We start from the raw sequence: 23,440 nt of genomic DNA on the forward strand, positions 1-23,440 counted from the left end.
ATAAACTCACTAAAACTGTCATTTCGTATTATTTTTTTAATAGATTTGTGTAATCGATTACATTAAATATTTCAAATTAAAAAACAGTAATTTTATTTATTGAATAAAAATTTCAGTAATAAAAAATTGAATTAATAGTAAATCGGTTTCCCTAAAAAGACTTTTAACTATAATAGAATAAGAATGAAAACTAACCGAATTAACCTTTTATGTGTCGCTCTCGCCTCTTTTGCTTTGAGTTTCAACACCGCTTCGGCACAAAAATCTGCTGATACGTATAAAAATATTGAGTTTAAAATGGCTGAAGTTCAAGAGCCTATAATTCCGCAGTACAGTGTGAATCTAAAAGACTTTGGAGCAGTAAATGGCGGTTATGTTTTAAATACAAAAGCTTTTGCAGATGCTATTGATGCACTTTCTAAAAAAGGCGGAGGAAAATTAATTATTCCAGCTGGGATTTGGCTAACAGGACCGATCATTCTTAAAAGCAATATCGAACTTCATGCAGAAAGAGGCGCATTAATCAAATTCAGTACCGATAAATCTTTGTATCCAATAATTGAAACCAGCTTCGAAGGTTTAAACACTTGGCGTTGTATCTCTCCTATTTATGGAAAAAATCTAGAGAATATTGCGTTTACCGGAAATGGTGTTTGGGACGGATCTGGCGAAGCTTGGCGACAAGTTAAAAAGAGTAAATTGACAGATGAACAATGGAAGAAATTTGTAGCTTCTGGCGGGGTTTTAAATGAAAAGAAAGACAGCTGGTATCCTTCGGAACAATATTTAAAAGGTGCTAAAGGTGCCGATCAGAACATTCGTCTTGACTTGAAAACAAAAGAAGATTTTGAAGCGATTCATGATTTCCTTCGTCCTGTTTTGGTAAGCATACAAAATAGTAAAAGAGTGCTATTTGACGGACCTGTTTTTCAAAATTCTCCTGCATGGAATATTCATCCGTTATTAATTGAAGATTTAATTGTTCGAAATATAACCGTTCGCAATCCGTGGTTTTCTCAAAATGGCGACGGACTTGATGTAGAATCTTGTAAAAATGTAGTGATTGAAAACTCAAGTTTTGATGTGGGTGACGATGCCATCTGCATTAAATCGGGTAAAGATAAAGACGGACGTGATAGAGGTGTTCCTTGCGAAAATATCATCGTTAAAAACAATATCGTTTATCATGGACATGGCGGAGTAACCGTTGGAAGTGAGATGTCTGGCGGTGTAAAAAACTTGCACGTTTCTAATTGTACTTTTATGGGAACTGATGTTGGTCTTCGTTTTAAAAGTACTCGTGGACGTGGCGGTGTTGTAGAAAACATTTACATCTCTGATGTTTTTATGACTGATATTCCATCTCAGGCAATTTCGTTTGATTTGTATTATGGCGGAAAATCTATTGCTGAAACTTTAGCAGAAGGTGGAAATACCGTTAGTACAAAAGCAATTCCGGTAAACGAAGAAACGCCTCAGTTTAAAAATATCGTGATCAAAAACATTACAATCAAAGGCGCTCAGCAAGCTGTATTTTTGCAAGGTCTTCCTGAAATGAATTTAGAAAATATTGAAATCTCAAACCTAATTGCAAAAGCTCAAAAAGGTTTTTCTATAATTGACGCTAACGGAATTAAAATCAGCAACGCACAATTGGATATTGAAGCGAAGAATGCTTTCGAAATTTACAACACTAAAAACCTTTCGTTGAAAAATATTGAGTTTAATCCTTCTTCATCAAATGCGATTACAATTAACGGTGAAGCGAGTAAGAATATCGATTTGAGTGGTTCTTCTGTTAATTTTTCTAAGACGACTACTATTGATAAAAACGTTCCTAAAAAAGCGGTGAAATTTTAATTTTTTTTTTGAACCATATAAGTGATATAAGTTCATTTAATAAAAATGCGAATAAAAAAATCTCGCAAAGACGCCAAGTCGCTAAGAAAATAAAACTTGGCGACTTGGCGTCTTTGCGAGAACTATTTAAGAACCAGCTAAATTGAACTTATATCACTTATATGGTTAAGAAAAAAACTAGCTGTTTAGTTTATAAAATTCGTTCGCATTTACAAACCAAATCTTATTCTGATCTTCAACAGAAAACTTCGAAATATAATCTTCTAAAGTTTTTACCACTTCATTATAATCAGAAGCCACATTTAAAACTGGCCAATCTGATCCATACATTAATTTATCAACTGAAAAGTTTTCAAAAATTACATCTAAATACGGTTTTAAATCTTCTGGTTTCCAGTTTTTCCAGTCGGCTTCTGTGACCATTCCTGAGATTTTACACCAAACATTATCGTATTTTGCAATTTCCTCAATACCTTTTTTCCAAGAATCAATACTTCCCGATTTAATATCTGGTTTTGCAATATGATCGATTACAAATTTTTCGTTTGGAAAATCTTTTACCAAACTTATTGCAGCTGGTAATTGACGTTCGAAAATTAATATATCGTAAGTATAATTGAAGGATTTTAAAGCTGTAATTCCTCTTCTGAATTCTGTTCCGAACATAAAATCATCCGCTTCACCCTGTACAACATGTCTAAAACCTTTCAGTTTTTTTTGATCTGAAAAGAATTGCAAACGATCTTCAATATTCTCATTTCGCAAATCTACCCAGCCTACAACTCCTTTTATGAAATCATTTTTAGAAGCCAAATCCAATAAAAAATGAGTTTCCTCTTCTGACTGACTTGCCTGAACTGCAACACAACCTTCAAACTGATTTTCTTTTAATAACGGCTGTAAATCTTCAGGAAGAAAATCTCTTTGGATATTCTGCATAGTTTCATCGATCCAGCTGTCTCGAACGGGATCAAACTTCCAAAAATGCTGATGGGAATCTATTCTTTTACTCATATCTTTTTAATTAACATCGCTGATTAAAGCGCGGTCTAAATGTACGTAACCTCCATCCACAAAAACAAATTGTCCTGTAGTATGTGATGATTTTTCAGAAATGATAAAAAGAGCTGTATCCGCAATTTCTTCTGTTTTGGTCATACGACTTTCTAACGGAATACTTTTATTGATTTTATTCAAAACAGTTTGTCCGTCTGGCAATGTTTTAATCCAATCTTCGTACGCTGGCGTATAGCTTTCAGCAATAATAATCGCATTCGAACGGATCCCGTACTGAATCAAATCTACAGCCCACTCTCTGGTTAAGCCCAAAACTCCGCCTTTCGCTGCAGCGTAACCCGAAGTTCCACCCTGCCCTGTTAAAGCTACTTTTGAACCAATATTTAAGATATTACCTTTTGATTCTTTTAAGTATGGAAGTGAATATTTAGCTAAAAGAAAATAACTTACTACATTCAATTTCAAAGAATCCATAAATTCCTCATAAGAAGCATCTAATCCTGCACCATCATTTACACCAACATTATTAATTATAGCATCGATTCTTCCATATTTAGCTCCGATTACTTTTACGGCATTTTCGATTGCAACAGGATCTGTTACGTCAGTCTGCACGAATAAAGAGTTAACCCCTCTTTTTTGAAGTCTTTCTACGTATTCGAAACCTCTTGCATTCCTGTCCACCAAAACCGGAATTGCACCTTCATCTGCCAATCTGTTGATAATCGTTTCTCCAATACTGCCTTCTTTTCCAGCCGAACCAGAAACGACAACTATTTTATTTTTTAAGTTTAAATCCATTTTTGTGGGTATTAAATATTTATTTTAAACACATAGAAACATAGTTTTAAAACCGTTTAAAAGACGTTTCACTTGCATTAACAAACATAGCTATGTGTAAGAAACTAGTTTCTTTTTTTATTCTCTTTACAAACAATAAAAACCTATGTTTCTATGTGTTAGAAAAAATTATTCTATTTCAATTAATGCTTTGATGACATTATTTTTAGGATCAATTAAATTCCCAAAATCAGTAATCATTTCATCAAAACTCGTTCTGTGCGTGATATATTTTTTAGGATCAATTTTACCTTCTTTCAGACATTTCATTACATATTCGAAATCCACAATTGTTGCATTTCGGCTGCTCATTAAAGTCGATTCTCTTTTGTGGAAATCTGGATGACTAAAACTCAATTCTCCCTTTTGAAGTCCGACCAAAACAAATCTTCCGCCATGCGAAATATAATTAAAAGCGCTGTTCATTACTTTCTGGTTTCCTGTAGCGTCAATTACCACATTTGCCATATCTCCGTTTGTCAATTCAGCTAACTTTTGCGCAACGTCATCGTTTAACGGATTAATCGTTTCATCTGCATTTAGTTCTGTTTTACAGAAATTTAATCTGTAATCGTTGATATCCATTACGATTACTTTTGCTCCAGCGATTTTAGCAAACTGAATCAATCCAATTCCGATTGGCCCTGCTCCCATTACCAAAACGGTATCAGTTGGTTTTACAGCCGCTCTTCTAACTCCGTGCGCTGCAATTGCCAAAGGTTCAACCAAAGCCAATTCATCATAATCTAAACCTTGACCATGCAATAAATATTGTTCTGGGATTGATAGATATTCAGCCATTCCGCCGTCAATATGAACACCAAAAACTTTGATATTTACACAGCAGTTTGTCAATCCGTTTCTGCAGGCAACGCATTTTCCACAATTGAAATACGGAATAAAAGTTACTTTATCTCCAGGCTTGAAACCTTCAGCATTTCCTTTTACATATTCTGCAGCCAATTCGTGGCCAAGAATTCTTGGATATTCAAAATAAGGCTGAGTTCCTCCAAAAGCGTGAATATCAGTTCCACAGATTCCGATTCTTTTAATTTTCAATAAAACTTCTCCCTCTTTTGGTTCTGGAATATTGGTTTCTTTTAATAGAAATTCCTGAGGTTTTTCGCAAACAATATATTTCATTTTTCGTTTTTCGTTTTGTTTAAATTTCTAATTAGACGCGGATTATACAGATTCGCTATCGCGAAGACACGGATGAAACAGATTTTTCATTAATTTTCTTAAATATAAAATCCGTTTAAATCCGCGTTTTTACGAAGTAAATCCGTTTTATCCGCGTCACAATAACAGATAGTTATATTACTTTTTGTAAGCTACAGCCTTTTGTTTGCTTGTTCCTAATCCTTCAATTCCCAATTCAACAACATCGCCGGCTTTAATATAAATCGGATCTGGTTTAATACCTAAACCAACTCCCGGAGGTGTTCCTGTACTGATAATATCGCCTGGAAGCAAAGTCATAAACTGACTTAAATAATGTACCAAATAAGGAATTTTGAAAACTAGATTTAGTGTATTACTGTCTTGGTATTTTTTACCATTTACCGTCAGCCACATCTTTAAATTGTCAACATCAGCAATTTCGTCTTTTGTAGCCAAAAATGGTCCAAGAGGCGCAAAAGTGTCGCTTCCTTTTCCTTTTGCCCATTGTCCGCCACGCTCTAACTGAAAAGCTCTTTCGCTGTAATCATTCAATAAAGCGTAACCCGCAACATAATCTAAAGCTTCAGCTTCTTCAACATAACTTGCTTTTTTGCCCACGATAAAAGCCAATTCAACTTCCCAGTCGGTTTTTTCGCTATTTTTTGGAATAATCAAATCATCGTCTGGACCGCACAAAGAAGTTGTTGATTTGAAGAAAATAATCGGTTCTGTCGGAATCGGAGCGTTTGTTTCTTTACAGTGATCAATATAATTTAAACCAATGCAAATAATTTTTGAAGGTCTTGCCACTGGCGAACCCAAACGTACCGAAGCATCAACTTCTGGCAGAGTCGGGTTACTTTCTAATGTTTTTTGCAATTTTTCTAATCCGTTTTCTTCAAAGAAACTTTCGTTAAAATCGGTTACAATTGAAGAAACATCATATCTCTTTTCTCCAATCAAAACTCCAGGTTTCTCTTTTCCGATTTCTCCAAAACGTATTAATTTCATAATCGTATATTTTTAATTGTTAGTTTATTTTCAATTGTAATTCTCCATTTATAAATTAAAAATTCTTCAAAAAGAACAAATCAAAATTAATAAATGTAAAAAATACAATTACAAAAATACTTTTTAAAAATTAATATCCGAGATATATTTCGTTTTCCTATTCTTAAAATGACTAAACTTTAAATTTTTATAACATTCTTTAGATGGTTTGTAAAAATTATATCACTAATTCTCCTATTATGCAAAAAGATCCTTTAATAAATAAAGGATTTCTTGCTCATTTAAATCTTATTTCTACTTTTGTAATTGTATTTTTTACATTTATTATTTCAAACGATTTCACTACCCAAAATTCCTATATAAAAATGATAAAATTAAAAGGCATAACTTGGAATCATACAAGAGGTTTACTACCAATGGTTGCCACATCACAGCGTTTTACTGAACTACATCCTGATGTTGAAATTTCTTGGGAGAAAAGAAGCTTACAAGAATTTGCAGATGCTTCTATCGAAGACTTGGCCAAAAGATTTGATTTATTGGTAATCGATCATCCTTGGACAGGTTTTGGAGCGCAAACCAAAGCGATTCTTCCGTTATCTGATTATTTATCTAACGAATATATTAAAGATCAAGAAAATAATACTGTTGGAAAATCGTACGGAAGTTATGTTTTTCATGATAAATTATGGGCGTTGCCAATTGATGCAGCAACTCCGGTTGCCTCTGCCCGCTTGGATCTTTTAGAAAAAAACAATTTAGAAGTTCCTAAAACTTATGATGATTTATTGGCTTTAGCGAAAAAAGGCTTAGTCGCTTTCGCTGGAATTCCGGTAGATGTTTTAATGAGTTTTTATATGTTTTGCTGCAGTTTGGGCGAATCTCCTTTTCTTTCTGAAGAAAAAGTGATTTCTGAAACTACAGGAATCAAGGCGCTTCAAATGTTTAGAGAACTGGCGCAGTTGATTGATCCAGCAAACTTTAATCGTAATCCAATTCAAGTTTATGAAGCAATGGTGAATTCAGACGAAATTGCGTATTGTCCGTTTGCTTATGGTTATTCTAACTATTCTCGCATTGGCTACAGCCAAAACCTTTTACATTTTTATGATTTAGTAAAATTGAATGATAATCCAATGATTTCTTCTTTGGGAGGAACTGGATTAGCGGTTTCTTCATTCAGCAAACATATGGAAACAGCTATAAAATATGCAGAATTTACTTGTTCATCACAGGTTCAGCAGAATATTTATACCGATAATGGCGGTCAGCCGGGTCATTTACAAGCTTGGAAAAGCGAAAGAATTAATGGCGTGACGCACGATTATTTCAAAAATACACTTCCTGCTTTAGAACGCGCTTTCCTTCGTCCGAGATATTATGGACACATGTATTTCCAAGATCATGCTGGAGATGTGGTTCGCAATTATTTGATGAATGGCGGAGACGAACTAAAAGTATTGGAAGAAATGAATTCGCTTTACGCGGAATCTCTAAAAATCCAGATCGTATGAGACCTTTAGAAGGATTAGTTGTTCTGGAATTCTGCCAATTTTTAGCAGGACCTTCAGCTGGTTTAAAACTAGCCGATTTTGGTGCACGTGTCATCAAAATTGAGCGTCCTGTAAAAGGTGAAGCTTGCAGACAATTGAGCATCAAAGATTTATTTGTAGACGATAGCAGTTTGCTTTTTCATACCATAAACAGAAATAAAGAATCTTTTGCAGCCGATTTAAAAAATCCTGACGATTTGGTTTTAATTAAAAAACTAATCCAAAAGGCTGATATTATGACGCATAATTTCAGACCTGGAGTGATGGAAAAAATCGGTTTAGATTTTGAAAATACGCTTTCTATTAATCCGCAAATTATTTACGGAACTATTACAGGTTACGGAAATGAAGGTCCGTGGGCAAAAAAACCAGGACAAGATTTATTATTACAATCGCTTTCCGGATTAAGCTGGCTGAGCGGACGCAAAAGTCAAGGCCCAGTTCCTTTTGGTTTGGCTGTAGCTGATTTAATGTGCGGGAATCATTTTGTACAAGGAATTTTAGCAGCGCTTTTAAAAAGAGCCAAAACTAAAAAAGGCGTTTTGGTAGAAGTGAGTTTGCTGGAGTCTATTCTCGATGTCCAATTCGAAGCCATTACTTCTTTCTTAAATGATGGAGGCCAATTACCTGAACGTGGTGATATTAAAGGAAGTGCACATGCTTTTTTAAGTGCGCCTTACGGAGTTTATCAAACACAAGACGGTTATTTATCTCTTGCGATGGGCGATTTACTTTTTATTGGAAAAACATTAGGTTTAGATTTAAATGCCTTTGCAGATAAACATCTTTGGTTTGAAAAAAGAGATGAAATCAGAACGATTTTGAGTGAAAGAATTAAAACCCAAACTTCTGATTACTGGATTGAAATCCTGCAAAAAGAAGGTATTTGGTGCGGAAAAGTTTTCAACTACGAAGAATTAGACAGTCAGCCTTTTGTGAATGAATTACAGCTGAAACAAACGGTGAAAAATACCGAAGGCGAAACTTTGGTAACCACCAGAAGTCCGATCCAATTGGATGGCGAAATTTTATTAAGTGAAAAAGCCGCTCCAAAAGTAGGACAGGATAATTTGAACATACACGAACAATTTTTAAACGATTTGAAATGAAACCTTTAGAAGATTATTTAATTATAGATTTCAGTCAGTTTCTTTCGGGTCCGTCAGCGAGTTTGCGTTTGGCAGATTTGGGTGCTCGTGTAATCAAAATTGAAAAACCGGGAACAGGAGATATCTGCCGTACTTTATATACTTCTGATTTGATTATGAACGGCGAATCGTCTGTTTTTCATACTATCAACAGAAACAAAGAATCTTTTGCAATTGATTTTAAACAGCCTGAGGAACTTCAAAAACTAAAAAAATTATTAGCCAAGGCTGATGTTGTCATGCATAATTTCAGACCCGGAGTTATGGAGCGCATTGGTTTAAGTTATGATGACGTAAAAAACATCAATCCAAATGTGATTTATGGATCGATTTCAGGTTTTGGAGAACATCCTGATTTGAAAGATTTACCGGGTCAGGATTTGCTTTTACAATCATTAACGGCTTTAACTTGGCTGAGCGGCGATCAAGAAGATGGCCCAGTTCCAATGGGATTGTCGATTGTGGACATGCTTGCCGGAGCTCATTTAGCGCAAGGAATTTTAGCCACTTTATATAGAAAAGCAACTCATAACATTGGCGCACAAATTCAAGTCAGTATGTTGGAATCCGCGTTTGATTTTCAGTTTGAAACTATTACGACTTACTTTAATGACGGAGGTGAATTGCCTGTTAGAACTAAAACGAATAATGCACACGCTTATTTGGGCGCGCCATACGGGATTTACAAAACCAAAAACGGCTATTTAGCATTGGCAATGGGATCAATTCCTGTTTTGGCTTCTTTGCTAAAATGTGATGCTTTATTGGCTTTCCCTGAAAATAAATTTACACTTAGAGACGAAATCAAAAATATCCTTGCCGATCATTTGCAAACGCAGGAAACACAGTTTTGGTTGGATATTTTAGAACCCGCAGACATTTGGTGTGCAGGAGTTTTAAACTATCAGCAGTTATTTGCTGAAGACGGATTTAAGGTTTTGAATTTTACCCAGCAAGTCGAAATGCTTGACGGCTATACTTATAAAACAACGCGCTGTCCGATAAAAATCGACGGCGAATATCTGACTTCAGGAAAAGGTTCGCCAAAACTGGGTCAGGACAACGAGAAAATTATTAAAGAATTTATTGACTGTTAATGGAAAAAATTAGAATCGCCGTTCGTAAATTCGATCCTTTCGAAAGTACACTTCGAAAATTATGGGATGCATTTTCACTTCAAAACAATATAAAAATTGAAGCTGAAATGGTTGCCTTAGAACTTCATGATTTATATGAAACCACGATTTCAGATAAAGGTTTAAAAGAAGGAAAATGGGACATCGCCCATATTAACACCGATTGGATTTATGATGCTGCAAACGAAAATGCGGTTCTTAATTTATTTTCATTAATTGGAGAAAATCCGCCAGAAAATTATCCTTTTGGGTGGCATAAATCGCTTTTGCATTTGCAGAAACTAAGTAACGGCATTTTCGGACTTCCTTTTCACGACGGTCCAGAATGTTTGATATACCGAAAAGATTTATTCGAAAACGAAACGGAGAAAGAGAATTTTAAAAAGCAGTTTGGTTACGAACTTGCTACGCCAAAAACCTGGCAGGAATTTTCAGAGATAGCAACATTTTTTAATCGTCCCGAACAAAATTTATACGGTGCTGTTTTTGCCAATTATCCAGACGGACACAATATGGTTTTCGATTTTTGCCTGCAATTATGGACACGTGGCGGTTCTTTATTAAACAAAAAAAATCAGATTGACATTCATAATGAAGCAGCGATAAAAGCATTGGATTTTTATCGAAAAATGGTTAATAACAAAAATGCGGTTCATCCAAAATCGAGAGAATTTGGTTCTGTTGAAGCAGGTTTGGCTTTCGCCGAAGGACAAGCGACAATGGCTATCAACTGGTTCGGGTTTGCTTCTATGGCGGAAGTAATCGAAGAATCGAAAGTGAAAGGAAAAATCGATATCACTTCGCTCCCATCTGATCCGGGGCATAAAACAGCTTCTTTGAATGTATATTGGTTATATACTATTGGCTCAGGAAGCAAGCACAAAAAATTAGCTTACAATTTTCTAAGATTTGCTACTACACCCGAAAGCGATAAATTATTAACCACAGAAGGCGGTATCGGATGCCGAAAATCGACTTGGAAAGATGCAGAAATTAATACTTTAATTCCATTTTATCATAAACTGGAAATGCTTCATGAAAATGCATTAACTCTGCCTCAAACTCCAATCTGGCCAAAAGTAGCTGAATTGATTGACGGCACTGTTTTAAAAGCCATTGAAACCGATATTCCATCTGAAATACTTTTAGAAGAAACTCAAAAGAAAATAAAAGAACTAAGTCAAGGAACAACATTACACAGTTCTGTCAAAAATTAAATTTGACAGGCTTAATTTCAAAATATAGAAAAAATGAATATTCAATATAAACCTTTACTTCCTCAAACAGAACAGCCCATTGTAATTATTGGAGCAAGTGGTATTGTAAAAGATGCCCATCTTCCTGCTTACGAAATGGCTGGTTTTAAAGTTTTTGGCATTACCAACAGAACGATTTCGAAAGCATACGATTTACAGAAACAATTCAAAATCGATCATGTTTTTGAAAGTGTTGCCGATGCGGTTAAAAATGCGCCGTCAAACGCTGTTTACGATATTACGGTTTTACCTGATCAGTACATCGAAATTTTAGAACAATTGCCAGACGGAGCTGCAGTTTTGATTCAGAAACCAATGGGAAATGATTTGGCTCAGGCTCGTGAAATTGTCGAAGTCTGCGAAAGAAAAAATCTGGTTACTGCAATCAATTTCCAATTACGTTTTGCTTCTTTTGTAAGTGCAGCCAGATATTTAATCGATCAGGGAATTATTGGCGAATTATACGATTTAGAATTTAAAGTTACCGTAAATACGCCTTGGGAATTGTTTCCTTTAATTAAAGAACATCCGAGATTGGAGATTCTTTTCCACAGTGTGCATTACATTGACTGCATTCGATCTTTTCTGGGAAATCCGAAAAGTGTATTGGCAAAAACGGCCAAACATCCGCTTAAAAAATTATCATCAAGCCGATCTACGATTATTTTGGATTATGGCGAAGATAAACATGTTGTGATCAATACGAATCACGATCATCATTTTGGTCCAAAACACGAAGAAAGCTACATTAAATGGGAAGGAACAAAGGGCGCTGTTAAAGCAAAAATGGGATTGCTTATGAACTATCCTGACGGTCTTCCTGACGTTTTTGAGTACGCTTTACCAAAAAAAGATAATGAAAATGAATACGAATGGACAGAAGTAAAACTAGAAGGTTCGTGGTTTCCAGAAGCTTTTATTGGCGCAATGTCTAATCTGATGCGTTACAAAGAGGGTTCTGACTCAGTATTATCTGCCAGCGTTCAGGATGTTTTAGGAACAATGAAAGTTGTAGAAGCTTGTTATGAAAGTAACAAAAACGGCGGAATTTCTTTTGAAGAAGTGTAATTAAAACACTATATTTCAAAACCAAAAAACAAAATTTAAGTCCTCTTCAAAACAAACGCGATGTTGAGCTGACGAATAAAAAGAATAACTTATGTATTTTAAATCAACTTTTTTCGAAGATTATCAAATCGACGACAAACGAATAACTTTAGGCCGAACAATTACAGAAACTGATTTTGTGGTTCATGCCGGGCACACAGGAGATTTCTTCCCACATCACATGGACGAAGAATGGTGCAAAACTCAACCATTCGGACAAAGAATTGCACACGGAACCATGGTTTTTGCCATCGGAATCGGATTAACAGCATCTGAAATAAATCCTGAAGCTTTTTCTAGAGGTTACGACAAAATGCGTTTTGTAAAACCAGTTCATATTGGTGACACTATTCATTCCGAAGTTACTATTTCTGAAAAAGGAGAAGCCAAAAATCCTGAAATGGGAGCTGTTACAGAACACGTGGAAATTATTAACCAAAGAGGTGAAGTAGTTCTTGTTTGTGATCACCTTTTATTTGTGAAAAGAAAACCTTAAATATTAGCTTTATAACAATCTCGCAAAGTCGCAAAGACGCAGAGTTAAAAGTAAAGCAATTTGAAAGACTTTGCGATTCTGCGACTTTGCGAGAACCACTAAAAAACAACTTAAAACTATCACACGAATGCAAATTACAAACCAAGCCGGCGATCTACATGAAGTGCCAACAGAAGGAGGAAATCAAAAGCAATATCTATTGCCTTTTATCCTCGTTACATGCCTATTTTTTCTGTGGGGAATGGCCCACAACTTAGATTCAGTTTTGATTCCGCACTTGAAAAAAGCGTGCGAATTAAACAATCGCCAGTCTACTCTAATTGATACTTCTGTATTCTTTGCTTATTTTATCATGGCGATTCCAGCTGGAATGCTGATTAAAAGATTTGGTTATAAAAACAGTATCATTACTGGATTATTAGTTTTTGCAGCAGGAGCATTTTTGTTTGTTCCAGCAGCTAATACTAGAACTTACGAATTGTTTTTATTTGCCCTTTTTGTAATTGGATGTGGTTTAACGATTTTAGAAACTAGTGCAAACCCTTACGCTGCAATTTTAGGACCTGCAGAATCTTCTTCTAAAAGATTGAATTTAGCAGCTTCTTTTAACGGACTGGCTGCCATGGTTGCTCCAATTGTAGGTTCGCTATTTATTCTTTCTGGAACCAATCATACAAAAGAACAAATGGCGGCAATGCCAGAGGCTGAAAAAGCGGCTTATTTATTGGGTGAAGCGGCTTCTGTAAAAATGCCTTATATCGTATTAGGAAGTATTTTAGTTTTAGTTGCTGTTATATTTTATTTTGTACAATTGCCATCGATGAAAGCTACTCACGCAGAAGCTGAAATTAAACCAGGATTTTTCTCAGTTTTAAAATTCAGACATTTAAGCTGGGGTGTTGTAGCTCAATTTTTCTATGTGGGTGCACAGGTTTGCATAACAAGTTTCTTTATCAGAATTGCACAGCAAGGTGCTGGATTAGACGAAAAAACGGCTGGATATTATCTAGGAATCTACGGTTTCCTTTTTATGGCAGGACGTTTTATTGGAACTTTCTTTTTACGTTTTGTAAAAGATTATGTTTTATTGTCAATCTATTGCGTAATGAGTGTTTTATTATGTCTAGTTGCCATTTACGGTTCTGGAATTGTTGTTATTTATGCTCTTGGCGGAATCGGGTTCTTTATGTCAATTATGTTCCCAACTATATTTTCTTTAGGAATTAAAGGCTTAAAATCGAACACGGAAACGGGTTCTTCTTGGTTAGTAATGTCAATCGTTGGTGGAGCAATTATTCCGTACGGAATGGGAACTTTAATCGATATGAATCATGATGACATTCAGTCTGGGTATATTATTCCACTAGTTTGTTTCTTGATTATTCTTTCTTTTGGAGCTATTGGACATAAAGTGAAAACGGTTTCTGAATAGTTTTTTTGCCACTAATTCCACAAATTAACACGAATTTTTATTTTTAAAATATCAATTGCCTCCAGCTTTAGCTGGAGGTTTTTTGTTTATGTAAATAAAAGGCTTTAGCCAAACTAGGCGCAAAAGTTTGGCTAAAGCCAATAAATGTAGAATCAAGTAACCTCCAGCTAAAGCTGGAGGCAATTCATTTTAGCTGAAAATTAGCTTAAATTACACTATTTATAAAAATAAAATTCGTGCTAATTCGTGCAATTAGTGGCTATAAAAAATCAAAAACGCCTCCAATTGGAGGCGTTTTCTTTTAGTCATGTTTATTAATGGTGTTTGCCATTACCGTGATCGTGGTTCTTGTCTGACTTATTCTTTCCTTGGCTGTTTCCGTTGCCATTGTTCCCACTATTTCCTTTATCATTTCCATAGTGGTTTCCGTTGTTGCCTTTTGGCTTTTCACCTCTATTTTTTTGAGGTTTACCGTGGTAACCTTTCGGATATTCAGCTCTATGTTTTGAATGATAATAATAAGGAGAATTTCCTCTATAATCAGTCAAAACTACTTTATATCCTGAATACAAATCATAGTTTCTATATATAGACGGAAGTCTTCTTTCACGAATCCATTTTCCGCTATTGGCATAAATAAATACGCTTTGATTTATATCATAATACACATCGATATCTGGCAAATAATAGTATCTGCTGTTGTCGTAACCTTGCGGCCCCCAATTTGGAGGAGTACCAATATTTACATTTACTGATACTTGAGCTTGAGCAAAAAATGCACTCATAAAAAGCACTGAGGCGAATATTAACTTTTTCATGTCTTTAGAATTTAAATGTTAACTGTAATAGATATTAATCGAAATTAATGCCAAAGATTTGTGATTCAAGCATTCATTATACAAAATTACGAAACTAATCGACGAATAGTGTTTTTTAAACGATGTACTTTTCAAAAAACCGTCTCAGATTTTGAGACGGTTTTTATCATTATAAACAATTATTTCCAACCACCACCCAACGCTCTGTACAAATTAATAACAGCTTGCAATTTTTGCAGATTATCATTTACTCCGTTTAACTGCGCTGCTAAAAGGTTTTGTTGCGATGTAAGTACATCTGTATAGTTAGTTGCAGAACTATATTCTAAAAGTTCTTGTGTAAAGTCTACTGCTTTTTCTAAAGCTGCAATTTGTTTGGCTCTAGAATCTTCTTTTTCAACAGCCATTTGGTACGCATATAAGGCATTTGAAACTTCCTGACCTGCTACTAAAAGACTTTGCTGGAAATTATTATATGCTTGTAATTGTTGTGACTGGGCTGTAGTCAATCTCATTTTATTTAAGCCGTTATTGAATAAAGGCTGTGTTAATCCTCCAATAATCGAATAAAAGATAGAATGGCTGAAGAAATCATTTAATTCTAAATTTGAAAATCCTGTGCTTGCTGTAAGCGTCAAACTTGGGTAAAAATAAGTTTTAGCCAAATTAGTCGACTCAAAAGCGACTCTGAAATTAAATTCCGCTTGACGGACATCTGGACGGTTATTTAATAACTGAGCAGGCATTCCGATTGCAATTTTTTCAGGAATAATCTGTGTTCCCAAAACACCTCTATCAATTGGTCCAGGCCCTTGTCCAAGTAAAATATTTATAGCATTTTCAGTTTCACGAATGCTTTGCTTCAAGTCTGGGATTAAAACTTCAGCCGCATGCCGGTTAGCCTCACTCTGAACAACCGCAGCACCTGTTACAATTGCTCCTTCTTTTAAAGCTTTAATGGTTGCAACGTTTTCTATACGGCTTTTTAATGTTTCTTCCGTAATTTTTAACGATTCATCATACGATAATAACAAGAAATAATTATTGGCAATATCGGCAATTAATTGCGTTTGAATTGCTTGTTTTGCAGCATCAGAAGCCAAATAAGTTGCCAAAGCTGCTCTTTTAGAACTGCTTAATTTTCCCCAAACATCAATTTCCCAAGAACTGCTTACGCCTAATTTGTAAGTTGTAGTTAAGGTATTAATATTGATTCCTGCCGGAAAGTTTAATCCTGCCTGAGATTGTTTGTTATGCGTCACATTAGCGTCCAATTGCAAACTTGGATAATAAGCCAATTTACTCTGGCGCAAAGAAGCTCTTGCCTGAACAATATTCTCAATTGCATTTTTCAGATTCAAGTTCTGTTCTAAACCTTTTTGAATTAATGCATTTAATTTTTCATCTTTAAAAACAGTGTTCCAAGGCATATCTGCAATTGTAGTCGAATCAGTCGTAGATTGATCACGATACAGTTGGTCTGTTTTTAATGTTGTGGGACGTTCGTATTTCTTGGTAACAGAGCACGCACTAATAAGTGCGGCTGTCATTACCAGTAAAATATATTTATTTGAACTATTCGTCATTTTTGTTGTAATTTAAATTTACTCTTTGTGAGTTTCTATTAAATGAATTTCGTCTTCATCGTCGTCTTCATCATCATAACCATCTTTTGCTGGACCGCTTACTTTTTCTTGTAAAGTTTGGAAAATGATAAACAGAACTGGAATAACAAATACTCCTAAAATTGTTCCGATTAACATACCTCCTACTGCTCCAGTACCAATCGATTTATTACCAACAGCTCCTGCTCCAGAAGCAAACATTAACGGAACTAATCCTAAAATAAAGGCAAACGAAGTCATCAAAATTGGACGTAAACGCGCTACTGCTCCATCAATTGCCGCTTGCACAATCGGAAGTCCTTTTCTTCTTCTATCCAAAGCAAATTCGACAATCAAAATACCGTTCTTCGCCAGAAGTCCGATCAGCATGATTAAGGAAATCTGCAGGTAAATGTTGCTATTCAATTTGAAAATAATCGAGAATAAATACGCTCCTGCTAATCCAAACGGAATCGATAATAATACTGCAAATGGTAAAATGTAACTTTCGTATTGTGCACTCAATAAGAAATAAACGAAAACCAAACATAAAAGGAAAATGAAAATCGTTTCACTTCCTGACGCTAATTCCTCACGTGTTAAACCCGAAAACTCATACCCATAACCTGCAGGAAGATTTTCTGCCGCCACTTCTTGAATTGCTTTAATGGCATCTCCAGAACTGTAGCCTGGTTTTGGCGCTCCCGTAATCGAAATTGACGTAAATAAGTTAAATCTCGAAATAGATTCTGGTCCAAAAACTCTCGTCATTTTTACAAACTCAGTAATTGGCGCCATGTTTCCTGCGCTATTTCTAACGAAAATTTTATTCAACCCTTCTGTATTCGTTCTGAATTCTGGAGCTGCCTGAACCATTACACGATATTGTTTCCCGAATTTATTGAAATTCGAAGCATACAATCCACCGTAATAACCTTGCATGGTTGACAGAATCGTATTTACCGAAACTCCCGCATCTTTCGCTTTCGCTAAATTAATATCCATCATATACTGAGGGAAACCAGGGTTAAATGGCGTTGTCGCATATTGAATTTCTGGGCGCTCTGATAATTTTGCCAAGAATTCGTTATTGACTTTATAGAACTCAGAAGTTGTATGTCCTCCTTTATCCTGCAATTGGAATTCGAATCCACCACTTTGTCCAAAACCTTGAATCGTTGGAGGTGAAATAAAGAAAATATTGGCTTCGCGAATACCGCTTGTTTTTGCAAAAAGCTGCCCGATGACATCATCAACACTAAGCTCTCGCTGATCCCAAGGATATAACTTTACAATAACCATACTGTAAGCACTACCTGCTCCAGCAGTAAAGTTCTGACCTACGATACGAAGTGTATTTTTAACTCCTGGAATGGTTTTCGCAATACTATCTACTCTTTTAGCCATGATGTCTGAACGTTCCATAGAAGCTGATGGCGGTAAGCTGATATTAGCAAAAACTGTTCCCTGATCTTCAGAAGGCACGAAAGCAGATGGCGTCGTTTTCATCATATAAACTAATGCAACACCAGCAATTACAATAGAAGCTAGAGCAATCCATTTTTTCGCAGAAAGGAAACTTACAGAACGTTTGTATCGTGCTGTAACATTGTCGAATGCCACGTTAAATGAAGTATAAAAACGCTGTAAATAACTTTTATGTTTATGATCATCAGCATGCGGTTTCAATAAAAGCGCACATAAAGCCGGACTCAAAGTCAAGGCATTTACCGCCGAAAGAATAATAGCAACAGCCAATGTAATACCAAATTGCTTGTAGAATACCCCAGTAGATCCGTTAATAAAGGTTACTGGAATAAACACCGCGGCCATTACTAAGGTGATCGAAATAATCGCTCCCGAAATTTCGTCCATTGCATGAATTGTCGCTTTTTTAGCCGATTTATATCCGTGATCCAGTTTGGCGTGAACGGCCTCGACGACGACAATCGCATCATCGACCACAATACCAATGGCGAGTACCATCGCAAAAAGCGTCAATAAGTTGATCGTAAATCCAAACAGATTCAGGAAGAAGAACGTTCCCACAATCGCAACCGGAACCGCAATTGCCGGAATTAAAGTCGATCTAAAATCTTGAAGGAAAATAAATACTACGATAAAAACCAAAATAAAGGCTTCAACCAAAGTGTGAATTACTTTTTCGATAGAAGCATCCAAGTTTTCGTTAACGTCCACCATAATGGTGTATTTCATTCCTTTTGGAAAACTTTTTGCTGCTTCTTCAATCAGTTTTTTAGAATTGATAATTACATCACGCGCATTAGATCCAGGAGTCTGGCTAATCGCCATTGCTGCTGATTCTACGCCATTTGTTTTAATCGTTTGAGCATAACTTAAAGATCCTAACTCTACTTTAGCTACATCTTTAAGCCTTAACATCTGTCCGTTTCCAACAGATTTGATAACAATGTTCTCAAATTCTTGAGCGCTTGTTAAACGACCTTTGTATTTAATTACATATTGAAATGCCTGATTTCCATTTTCACCAAATTTACCCGGTGCTGCTTCGATATTTTGTTCTGCTAAAGCTGCTGAAATATCGCTCGGAATCAGTTTGTATTGCTGCATTACGTCTGGTTTAAGCCAGATTCTCATTGAGTAATCTTTGGCACCAAAAACGGTTACATCTCCTACCCCAACCACACGTTGAATTTGCGGTACAAGATTGATCTTTGCATAGTTTTGAAGAAACGTCTGATCGTAAGCTTTATCATCACTGTATAAAGAGAAAATCAATAAGTTACTACTCTGACTTTTGGTTACTGTAACCCCCGCCTGAGTTACCTCTACAGGCAATAAACTTGTTGCTCTAGAAACCCTGTTCTGAACGTTTACCGCTGCTAAGTCAGGATTTGTTCCTACTTTAAAGAAAACTTTGATCGATGCGTTACCATCATTTGTTGCTGTAGAAGTCATGTACGTCATGTTTTCTACACCATTGATCTGCTCTTCAAGCGGAATTACGATACTTTTAAGTACCACATCGGCATTGGCTCCAGTATAACTTGCCGCAACGTTTACCGTTGGTGGCGCGATATCCGGATATTGGGAAATCGGTAACTCTATTAGGCCTAAAACACCTAAAATAACGATAATAACAGATATTACCGTCGAGAGTACGGGTCTTTGTATAAATCTTTTAAACATTTTTTTTATTTTAAATCGGCGTAAACTGTTTCCGGGCTTTGATTTTGGGCTTTAATTTCAGTTCCTTCTTTTAATGAGGCTACTCCTTCCAATACGATTTCATCACCAGGATTTAATCCGCTTGTTACCACGTAATAGTTTCCTGCCGAGTTGTCCAATACTGTGATATTAGCATTTCTTGTCTTTTTGTCCTTTCCTAAAACAACTGCGAACATTTTATCCTGAAGTTCAAATGTGGCACTTTGAGGTATAATGATTCCGTCTTTTACTTCTTTGGGGATTCTAACTGTTGTACTGCTTCCGCTTCTGATGATTCCTTTTGGATTTGGGAAACGTGCTCTAAAATTTACCGTACCTGTTTCTGTATTAATTAATCCGTTTACGGTTTCAATATTTCCTTTTTGATCGTAAGCTGAACCGTCTGAAAGCAGTAAAGAAACTGCCGGCATACTTTTTATTTTTTGGTTTAATGAACCTCCTGCGTCTTTAGTAAAATTTAGCAGTACTTTTTCGTTCATTGCAAAATAAGCGTATACATTACCAATACTTGAAACTGTTGTTAAAGGTTCTGCTGTGTTAGAACTTACCAAACTTCCTAAACGGAAAGGAATTGAACCTACAACACCATTTACAGGACTTGTTACAGTTGTATATCCTAAATTTACTTTAGCATTTACTAGAGCTGCATTTGCCTGCGCTAAAGATGCCATGGCTGACTCATAAGTATATTGAGCCGATTCTAAATCGTATTTGCTGATAATTCCTTTTTCAACCAATGGTTTCACTTTGTTTACAGCCAGTTTTGCTGTACTTACTTCTGCTTGAGCACTTTTTATACTTGCTGTTGCAGTACGAACTTGCTGCTCATATTCTGGAGCGCTGATTTTAAACAATGGCTGCCCTGCTTTGACTACAGCACCTTCATCAACAAAAATTTTATCAATATAGCCTTCAACTCTAGGGCGAATTTCTATGTTTTGCTGTCCTTGTATACTAGCAGGAAAATCGCTGTTTAATGTCGCTGATTTTGTCTGTAAAGTCACAGTCTTGTATTCTTTAATCTGCGGCGCACCTCCGGCTTGAGCCGATTTATCATTTTTACCGCAAGAAGCGATAATAAGTGATGCTGCGAGAATGCTTAAAAATGATTGCTTATTCATTGTGAAAAATGTGTAATTATCGATTATATGCCAACAAAAGAAATAAAATATAACACACGAAATTTTTCAAATAGACGAAGAGCAAGAGACAATCGATAAAGGTAAGATGAGAACCGATGGAATTTTTTAAAATATTAAACAAGTGTTTAATTTTTATCTTGTCGGCTCTAAAATGCTTTTTAGAGACTCTAATTCGGGGTTTAGCGATTGCTAAAATTTTGTATTCAAATAAAATGTAATATTGTCCGTATAAATCATAAATCGTAATGACACCGAATATTTTCAGACCTTATTTATTTACCGGATTACATATTCTTGGCTGGTCTCTATTAGGGTATCTTATGCTGTTTTATATTCCACTTACCTGGAATGTTGTACTTCCGCAAGTATTCTGGCTCTGGCAAACGATCATCTTGTTTTTACTCATGGTGGTCTTTTATTCTACAGCAAAACTCGTTGTTCCTAGAACCATCATAAAAGACAATACTTCACTCTTTTTGCTTTGGGCGTTTGCAGCTATTATTGCCATGCAGCTCATTGCTTACTTTTACACTTCACAAACCGATCTTCATAATCAGATTATGAAAGCCATTGGTTTTAAAAAATACAAAAATCCTTATTTCGACAACTACGTTTTTACCTTGACATTATTGGTTTTAGGGATAGGCACCAGCTGGGCAATGTTGCAGCACTGGCAAAAAGCGGCACTGCACAAACAAAAACTGGAACAAGACAAAACAATGGCCGAATTAGCAATGCTTAAGGCGCAAATCAATCCGCATTTTTTCTTTAATTCCCTTAACAGCATTTATTCACTTACTTATACTGATATTGAAGATTCTCGAAACGCGCTTCACACCTTGAGCCGAATGATGCGTTATTTGCTTTACAGTACAGAAGAGAAAACAACGCTGCTAAAAGAAGCTGAGTTTATGAGAGATTTCATTGCATTAATGAAACTTCGAGCCAATAGCAAACTGACTATTACGACAGATATTCCCGAAAAAATACATGATTACCCAATTGTTCCGATGTTATTACTACCTTTAGTAGAAAATGCTTTTAAACATGGCGTTCACGCTACTGATAAAAGTGAGATCTACATTAAGCTTACGCAAAATGGAAGCGAACTGGAATTTGAAGTTGAAAATACTTATTTTGAAAAAACAACGGTTTCTGGTGTAGGCGGAATTGGTTTAACCAACACCAAACGAAGATTGCAATTGATTTATCCGAATCAGCATTTTATTTCTTTTGGAGTTACCGATCACGGAACATATAAAATTAAGTTGAAGATAAATTTAGAGCAATGACAGTATTAAAATGTATAGCAGTAGATGATGAACCATTGGCTTTAAGATTGGTAGAAACCTTTATAGAGCAAACTCCGTTTTTAGAATTAATTTCTACTTGCGACAATGCTGTTGATGCCTTGGGTCTTATCAGGGAAGCAAAACCGGACGTTGTTTTTTTGGATATTAATATGCCCAATTTAAGCGGAATGGAATTGGCAAGATTAATACAAGACCAAGCTGGACCATTGCCAAAAATCATTTTTACTACGGCTTACAATCATTATGCAATTGAAGGTTACAAAGTAAATGCTGTAGATTATCTGTTAAAGCCTTTTAGTTACGAAGAATTTCTACGCGCTTCAAGCAAAGTTTTACAATTAGCTGAAGAAGCCAATAATACGTTTAGTACAATTACTGCAGATGACGAATTTATATTCTTGAAAGTAGAATATCAGTGGGTCAGAATTTCGCTAAAAGATATTACGTACATAGAAAGTTTAAAAGATTATGTAAAAGTACATCTTGAAGATTCTCAGAAAGCCTTAATGTCTCTGATTTCGCTTAAAGCATTAGAAGAAAAACTTCCTTCTTCAAAATTCATGCGTGTACATCGTTCTTTCATTGTTTCATTAGATAAAATAAGCGCCATTAGTAAAAACTCCATTTTTATTGATAAAATAGAAATAACAGTTGGCGAACAATATAAAGAAGCCTTTAAAACATTGGTCGATAAATGGCTTAAATAAAATTAGAATACAAAAATCATGGAAAAAAGATCAAACAAATATTACCTTACCTTAAGTCTTAAGGAATATGCAAACGGTGAGACTGAACCTGCAAGAGAACTTGGAATTGAATTTGACAATCATGACGAGATCTTTGGAATTATAGAAAAAATTAAACAAAAGAACATTTTTGCAAATGATTCAGAAGCGACTCAATTTGCTTTAGGACTAAAATTGTTCAGTGAAATCAAAATAAAAAATCGCAAAAACCCTCTTTTTGAAGAATTGAATGAAGTTTTTCCTGTCTTTATGAAAAAATTAAAAAGTCTTTAAAACCTTCTTTAAAAATAAGGCCTCAACCCTATTTTTGTTAAATTTTGGAATGTTAAATTTCTGCTAAGAAAAAGACAATCCAATTCTTACTGGCAATATTTTATAACAATTTGCCGTTCCAATTAGGCATGTCCCACTAAATGCTTTTTTCCAAAAGAAGTTTAATTTCTGTTTTTGAAATTCTACTGCTTCACATAAAATGGCATAAGCATTTAGGCATTCTTAATTGAAAACAGAGCATTCATTTGAAACTGACCATTTCAACATTACTGAATCTCTATCCACAATCTTCACTTTCGAAATGTTCGATAATG

General features: G+C 35.4%; 19 protein-coding genes. 11 read left to right on the forward strand and 8 right to left on the reverse strand.

Annotation, left to right across the window (positions count from 1 at the left end; translation table 11 throughout):
- Positions 1 to 183: 183 nt before the first annotated feature.
- Positions 184 to 1,860: a glycoside hydrolase family 28 protein gene (locus PQ463_RS08930; protein ID WP_274257382.1), complete on the forward strand. Its 1,677-nt coding sequence runs from the start codon at positions 184 to 186 to the stop codon at positions 1,858 to 1,860.
- Between the two features lie 177 nt (positions 1,861 to 2,037).
- Here PQ463_RS08930 and PQ463_RS08935 read toward each other — a convergent pair whose 3' ends face one another.
- From PQ463_RS08935 to PQ463_RS08950, 4 genes are all read right to left on the reverse strand, one after another.
- On the reverse strand, positions 2,038 to 2,874 hold the full coding sequence (locus PQ463_RS08935; protein WP_274257384.1) for an amidohydrolase family protein: 837 nt from the start codon (positions 2,872 to 2,874) through the stop codon (positions 2,038 to 2,040).
- 6 nt (positions 2,875 to 2,880) lie between these two features.
- Positions 2,881 to 3,678, reverse strand: a complete 798-nt coding sequence (locus tag PQ463_RS08940; protein ID WP_274257385.1) for an SDR family oxidoreductase — start codon at positions 3,676 to 3,678, stop codon at positions 2,881 to 2,883.
- Positions 3,679 to 3,846: 168 nt separating this feature from the next.
- The gene (locus tag PQ463_RS08945) at positions 3,847 to 4,860 is read right to left on the reverse strand and encodes a zinc-binding alcohol dehydrogenase family protein (RefSeq protein ID WP_274257387.1); all 1,014 of its coding nucleotides are present in this window, start codon (positions 4,858 to 4,860) and stop codon (positions 3,847 to 3,849) included.
- A gap of 177 nt (positions 4,861 to 5,037) precedes the next feature.
- Positions 5,038 to 5,892 (reverse strand): fumarylacetoacetate hydrolase family protein, encoded by an 855-nt coding sequence (locus tag PQ463_RS08950; protein WP_274257388.1) that lies wholly within the window; start codon positions 5,890 to 5,892, stop codon positions 5,038 to 5,040.
- Positions 5,893 to 6,257: 365 nt separating this feature from the next.
- Here PQ463_RS08950 and PQ463_RS08955 point away from each other — a divergent pair, with 365 nt between their 5' ends.
- The 7 genes from PQ463_RS08955 to fucP all read left to right on the forward strand — a co-directional run bounded on the left by PQ463_RS08955 (position 6,258) and on the right by fucP (position 14,020).
- Complete coding sequence (locus PQ463_RS08955; protein ID WP_274257390.1) at positions 6,258 to 7,406, forward strand: ABC transporter substrate-binding protein; 1,149 nt, start codon at positions 6,258 to 6,260, stop codon at positions 7,404 to 7,406.
- Positions 7,403 to 8,554 (forward strand): CaiB/BaiF CoA transferase family protein, encoded by a 1,152-nt coding sequence (locus PQ463_RS08960; protein ID WP_274257391.1) that lies wholly within the window; start codon positions 7,403 to 7,405, stop codon positions 8,552 to 8,554. The genes PQ463_RS08955 and PQ463_RS08960 overlap by 4 nt, the downstream gene beginning before the upstream one ends.
- Positions 8,551 to 9,690, forward strand: a complete 1,140-nt coding sequence (locus tag PQ463_RS08965; RefSeq protein ID WP_274257393.1) for a CaiB/BaiF CoA transferase family protein — start codon at positions 8,551 to 8,553, stop codon at positions 9,688 to 9,690. The genes PQ463_RS08960 and PQ463_RS08965 overlap by 4 nt, the downstream gene beginning before the upstream one ends.
- Positions 9,690 to 10,946, forward strand: coding sequence for an extracellular solute-binding protein (locus PQ463_RS08970; protein ID WP_274257394.1), 1,257 nt, complete (start codon positions 9,690 to 9,692; stop codon positions 10,944 to 10,946). The genes PQ463_RS08965 and PQ463_RS08970 overlap by 1 nt, the downstream gene beginning before the upstream one ends.
- Before the next feature lie 33 nt (positions 10,947 to 10,979).
- The gene (locus PQ463_RS08975; protein WP_274257396.1) at positions 10,980 to 12,053 is read left to right on the forward strand and encodes a Gfo/Idh/MocA family protein; all 1,074 of its coding nucleotides are present in this window, start codon (positions 10,980 to 10,982) and stop codon (positions 12,051 to 12,053) included.
- A 91-nt stretch (positions 12,054 to 12,144) separates the two neighbouring features.
- Entirely contained in the window at positions 12,145 to 12,588 is a 444-nt protein-coding gene (locus PQ463_RS08980; protein WP_274257397.1) for a MaoC/PaaZ C-terminal domain-containing protein, read from the forward strand.
- Positions 12,589 to 12,715: 127 nt separating this feature from the next.
- Positions 12,716 to 14,020 carry an L-fucose:H+ symporter permease gene (gene fucP, locus PQ463_RS08985; protein ID WP_274257398.1) on the forward strand — a complete coding sequence of 435 codons (1,305 nt, stop codon included), beginning with the start codon at positions 12,716 to 12,718 and terminating at the stop codon, positions 14,018 to 14,020.
- A 314-nt stretch (positions 14,021 to 14,334) separates the two neighbouring features.
- Here fucP and PQ463_RS08990 read toward each other — a convergent pair whose 3' ends face one another.
- From PQ463_RS08990 to PQ463_RS09005, 4 genes are all read right to left on the reverse strand, one after another.
- The gene (locus tag PQ463_RS08990; RefSeq protein WP_111376784.1) at positions 14,335 to 14,838 is read right to left on the reverse strand and encodes a hypothetical protein; all 504 of its coding nucleotides are present in this window, start codon (positions 14,836 to 14,838) and stop codon (positions 14,335 to 14,337) included.
- 179 nt (positions 14,839 to 15,017) lie between these two features.
- Positions 15,018 to 16,424: an efflux transporter outer membrane subunit gene (locus PQ463_RS08995; protein ID WP_274257399.1), complete on the reverse strand. Its 1,407-nt coding sequence runs from the start codon at positions 16,422 to 16,424 to the stop codon at positions 15,018 to 15,020.
- 18 nt (positions 16,425 to 16,442) lie between these two features.
- Positions 16,443 to 19,613, reverse strand: coding sequence for an efflux RND transporter permease subunit (locus tag PQ463_RS09000; RefSeq protein WP_274257401.1), 3,171 nt, complete (start codon positions 19,611 to 19,613; stop codon positions 16,443 to 16,445).
- Positions 19,614 to 19,618: 5 nt separating this feature from the next.
- The gene (locus PQ463_RS09005) at positions 19,619 to 20,773 is read right to left on the reverse strand and encodes an efflux RND transporter periplasmic adaptor subunit (RefSeq protein ID WP_274257403.1); all 1,155 of its coding nucleotides are present in this window, start codon (positions 20,771 to 20,773) and stop codon (positions 19,619 to 19,621) included.
- 266 nt (positions 20,774 to 21,039) lie between these two features.
- Here PQ463_RS09005 and PQ463_RS09010 point away from each other — a divergent pair, with 266 nt between their 5' ends.
- The 3 genes from PQ463_RS09010 to PQ463_RS09020 are packed head-to-tail and all read left to right on the forward strand — an operon-like array spanning position 21,040 to position 23,126.
- Positions 21,040 to 22,086: a sensor histidine kinase gene (locus tag PQ463_RS09010; protein ID WP_274257406.1), complete on the forward strand. Its 1,047-nt coding sequence runs from the start codon at positions 21,040 to 21,042 to the stop codon at positions 22,084 to 22,086.
- Complete coding sequence (locus PQ463_RS09015; protein WP_111376789.1) at positions 22,083 to 22,814, forward strand: LytR/AlgR family response regulator transcription factor; 732 nt, start codon at positions 22,083 to 22,085, stop codon at positions 22,812 to 22,814. Before PQ463_RS09010 ends, PQ463_RS09015 begins: the two co-directional genes overlap by 4 nt.
- An 18-nt stretch (positions 22,815 to 22,832) precedes the next feature.
- Entirely contained in the window at positions 22,833 to 23,126 is a 294-nt protein-coding gene (locus PQ463_RS09020; RefSeq protein ID WP_274257408.1) for a DUF3861 domain-containing protein, read from the forward strand.
- Positions 23,127 to 23,440 lie beyond the last annotated feature (314 nt).

It is taken from the genome of Flavobacterium sp. KACC 22763 (assembly GCF_028736155.1).
In the GTDB taxonomy this organism is placed as follows: domain Bacteria; phylum Bacteroidota; class Bacteroidia; order Flavobacteriales; family Flavobacteriaceae; genus Flavobacterium.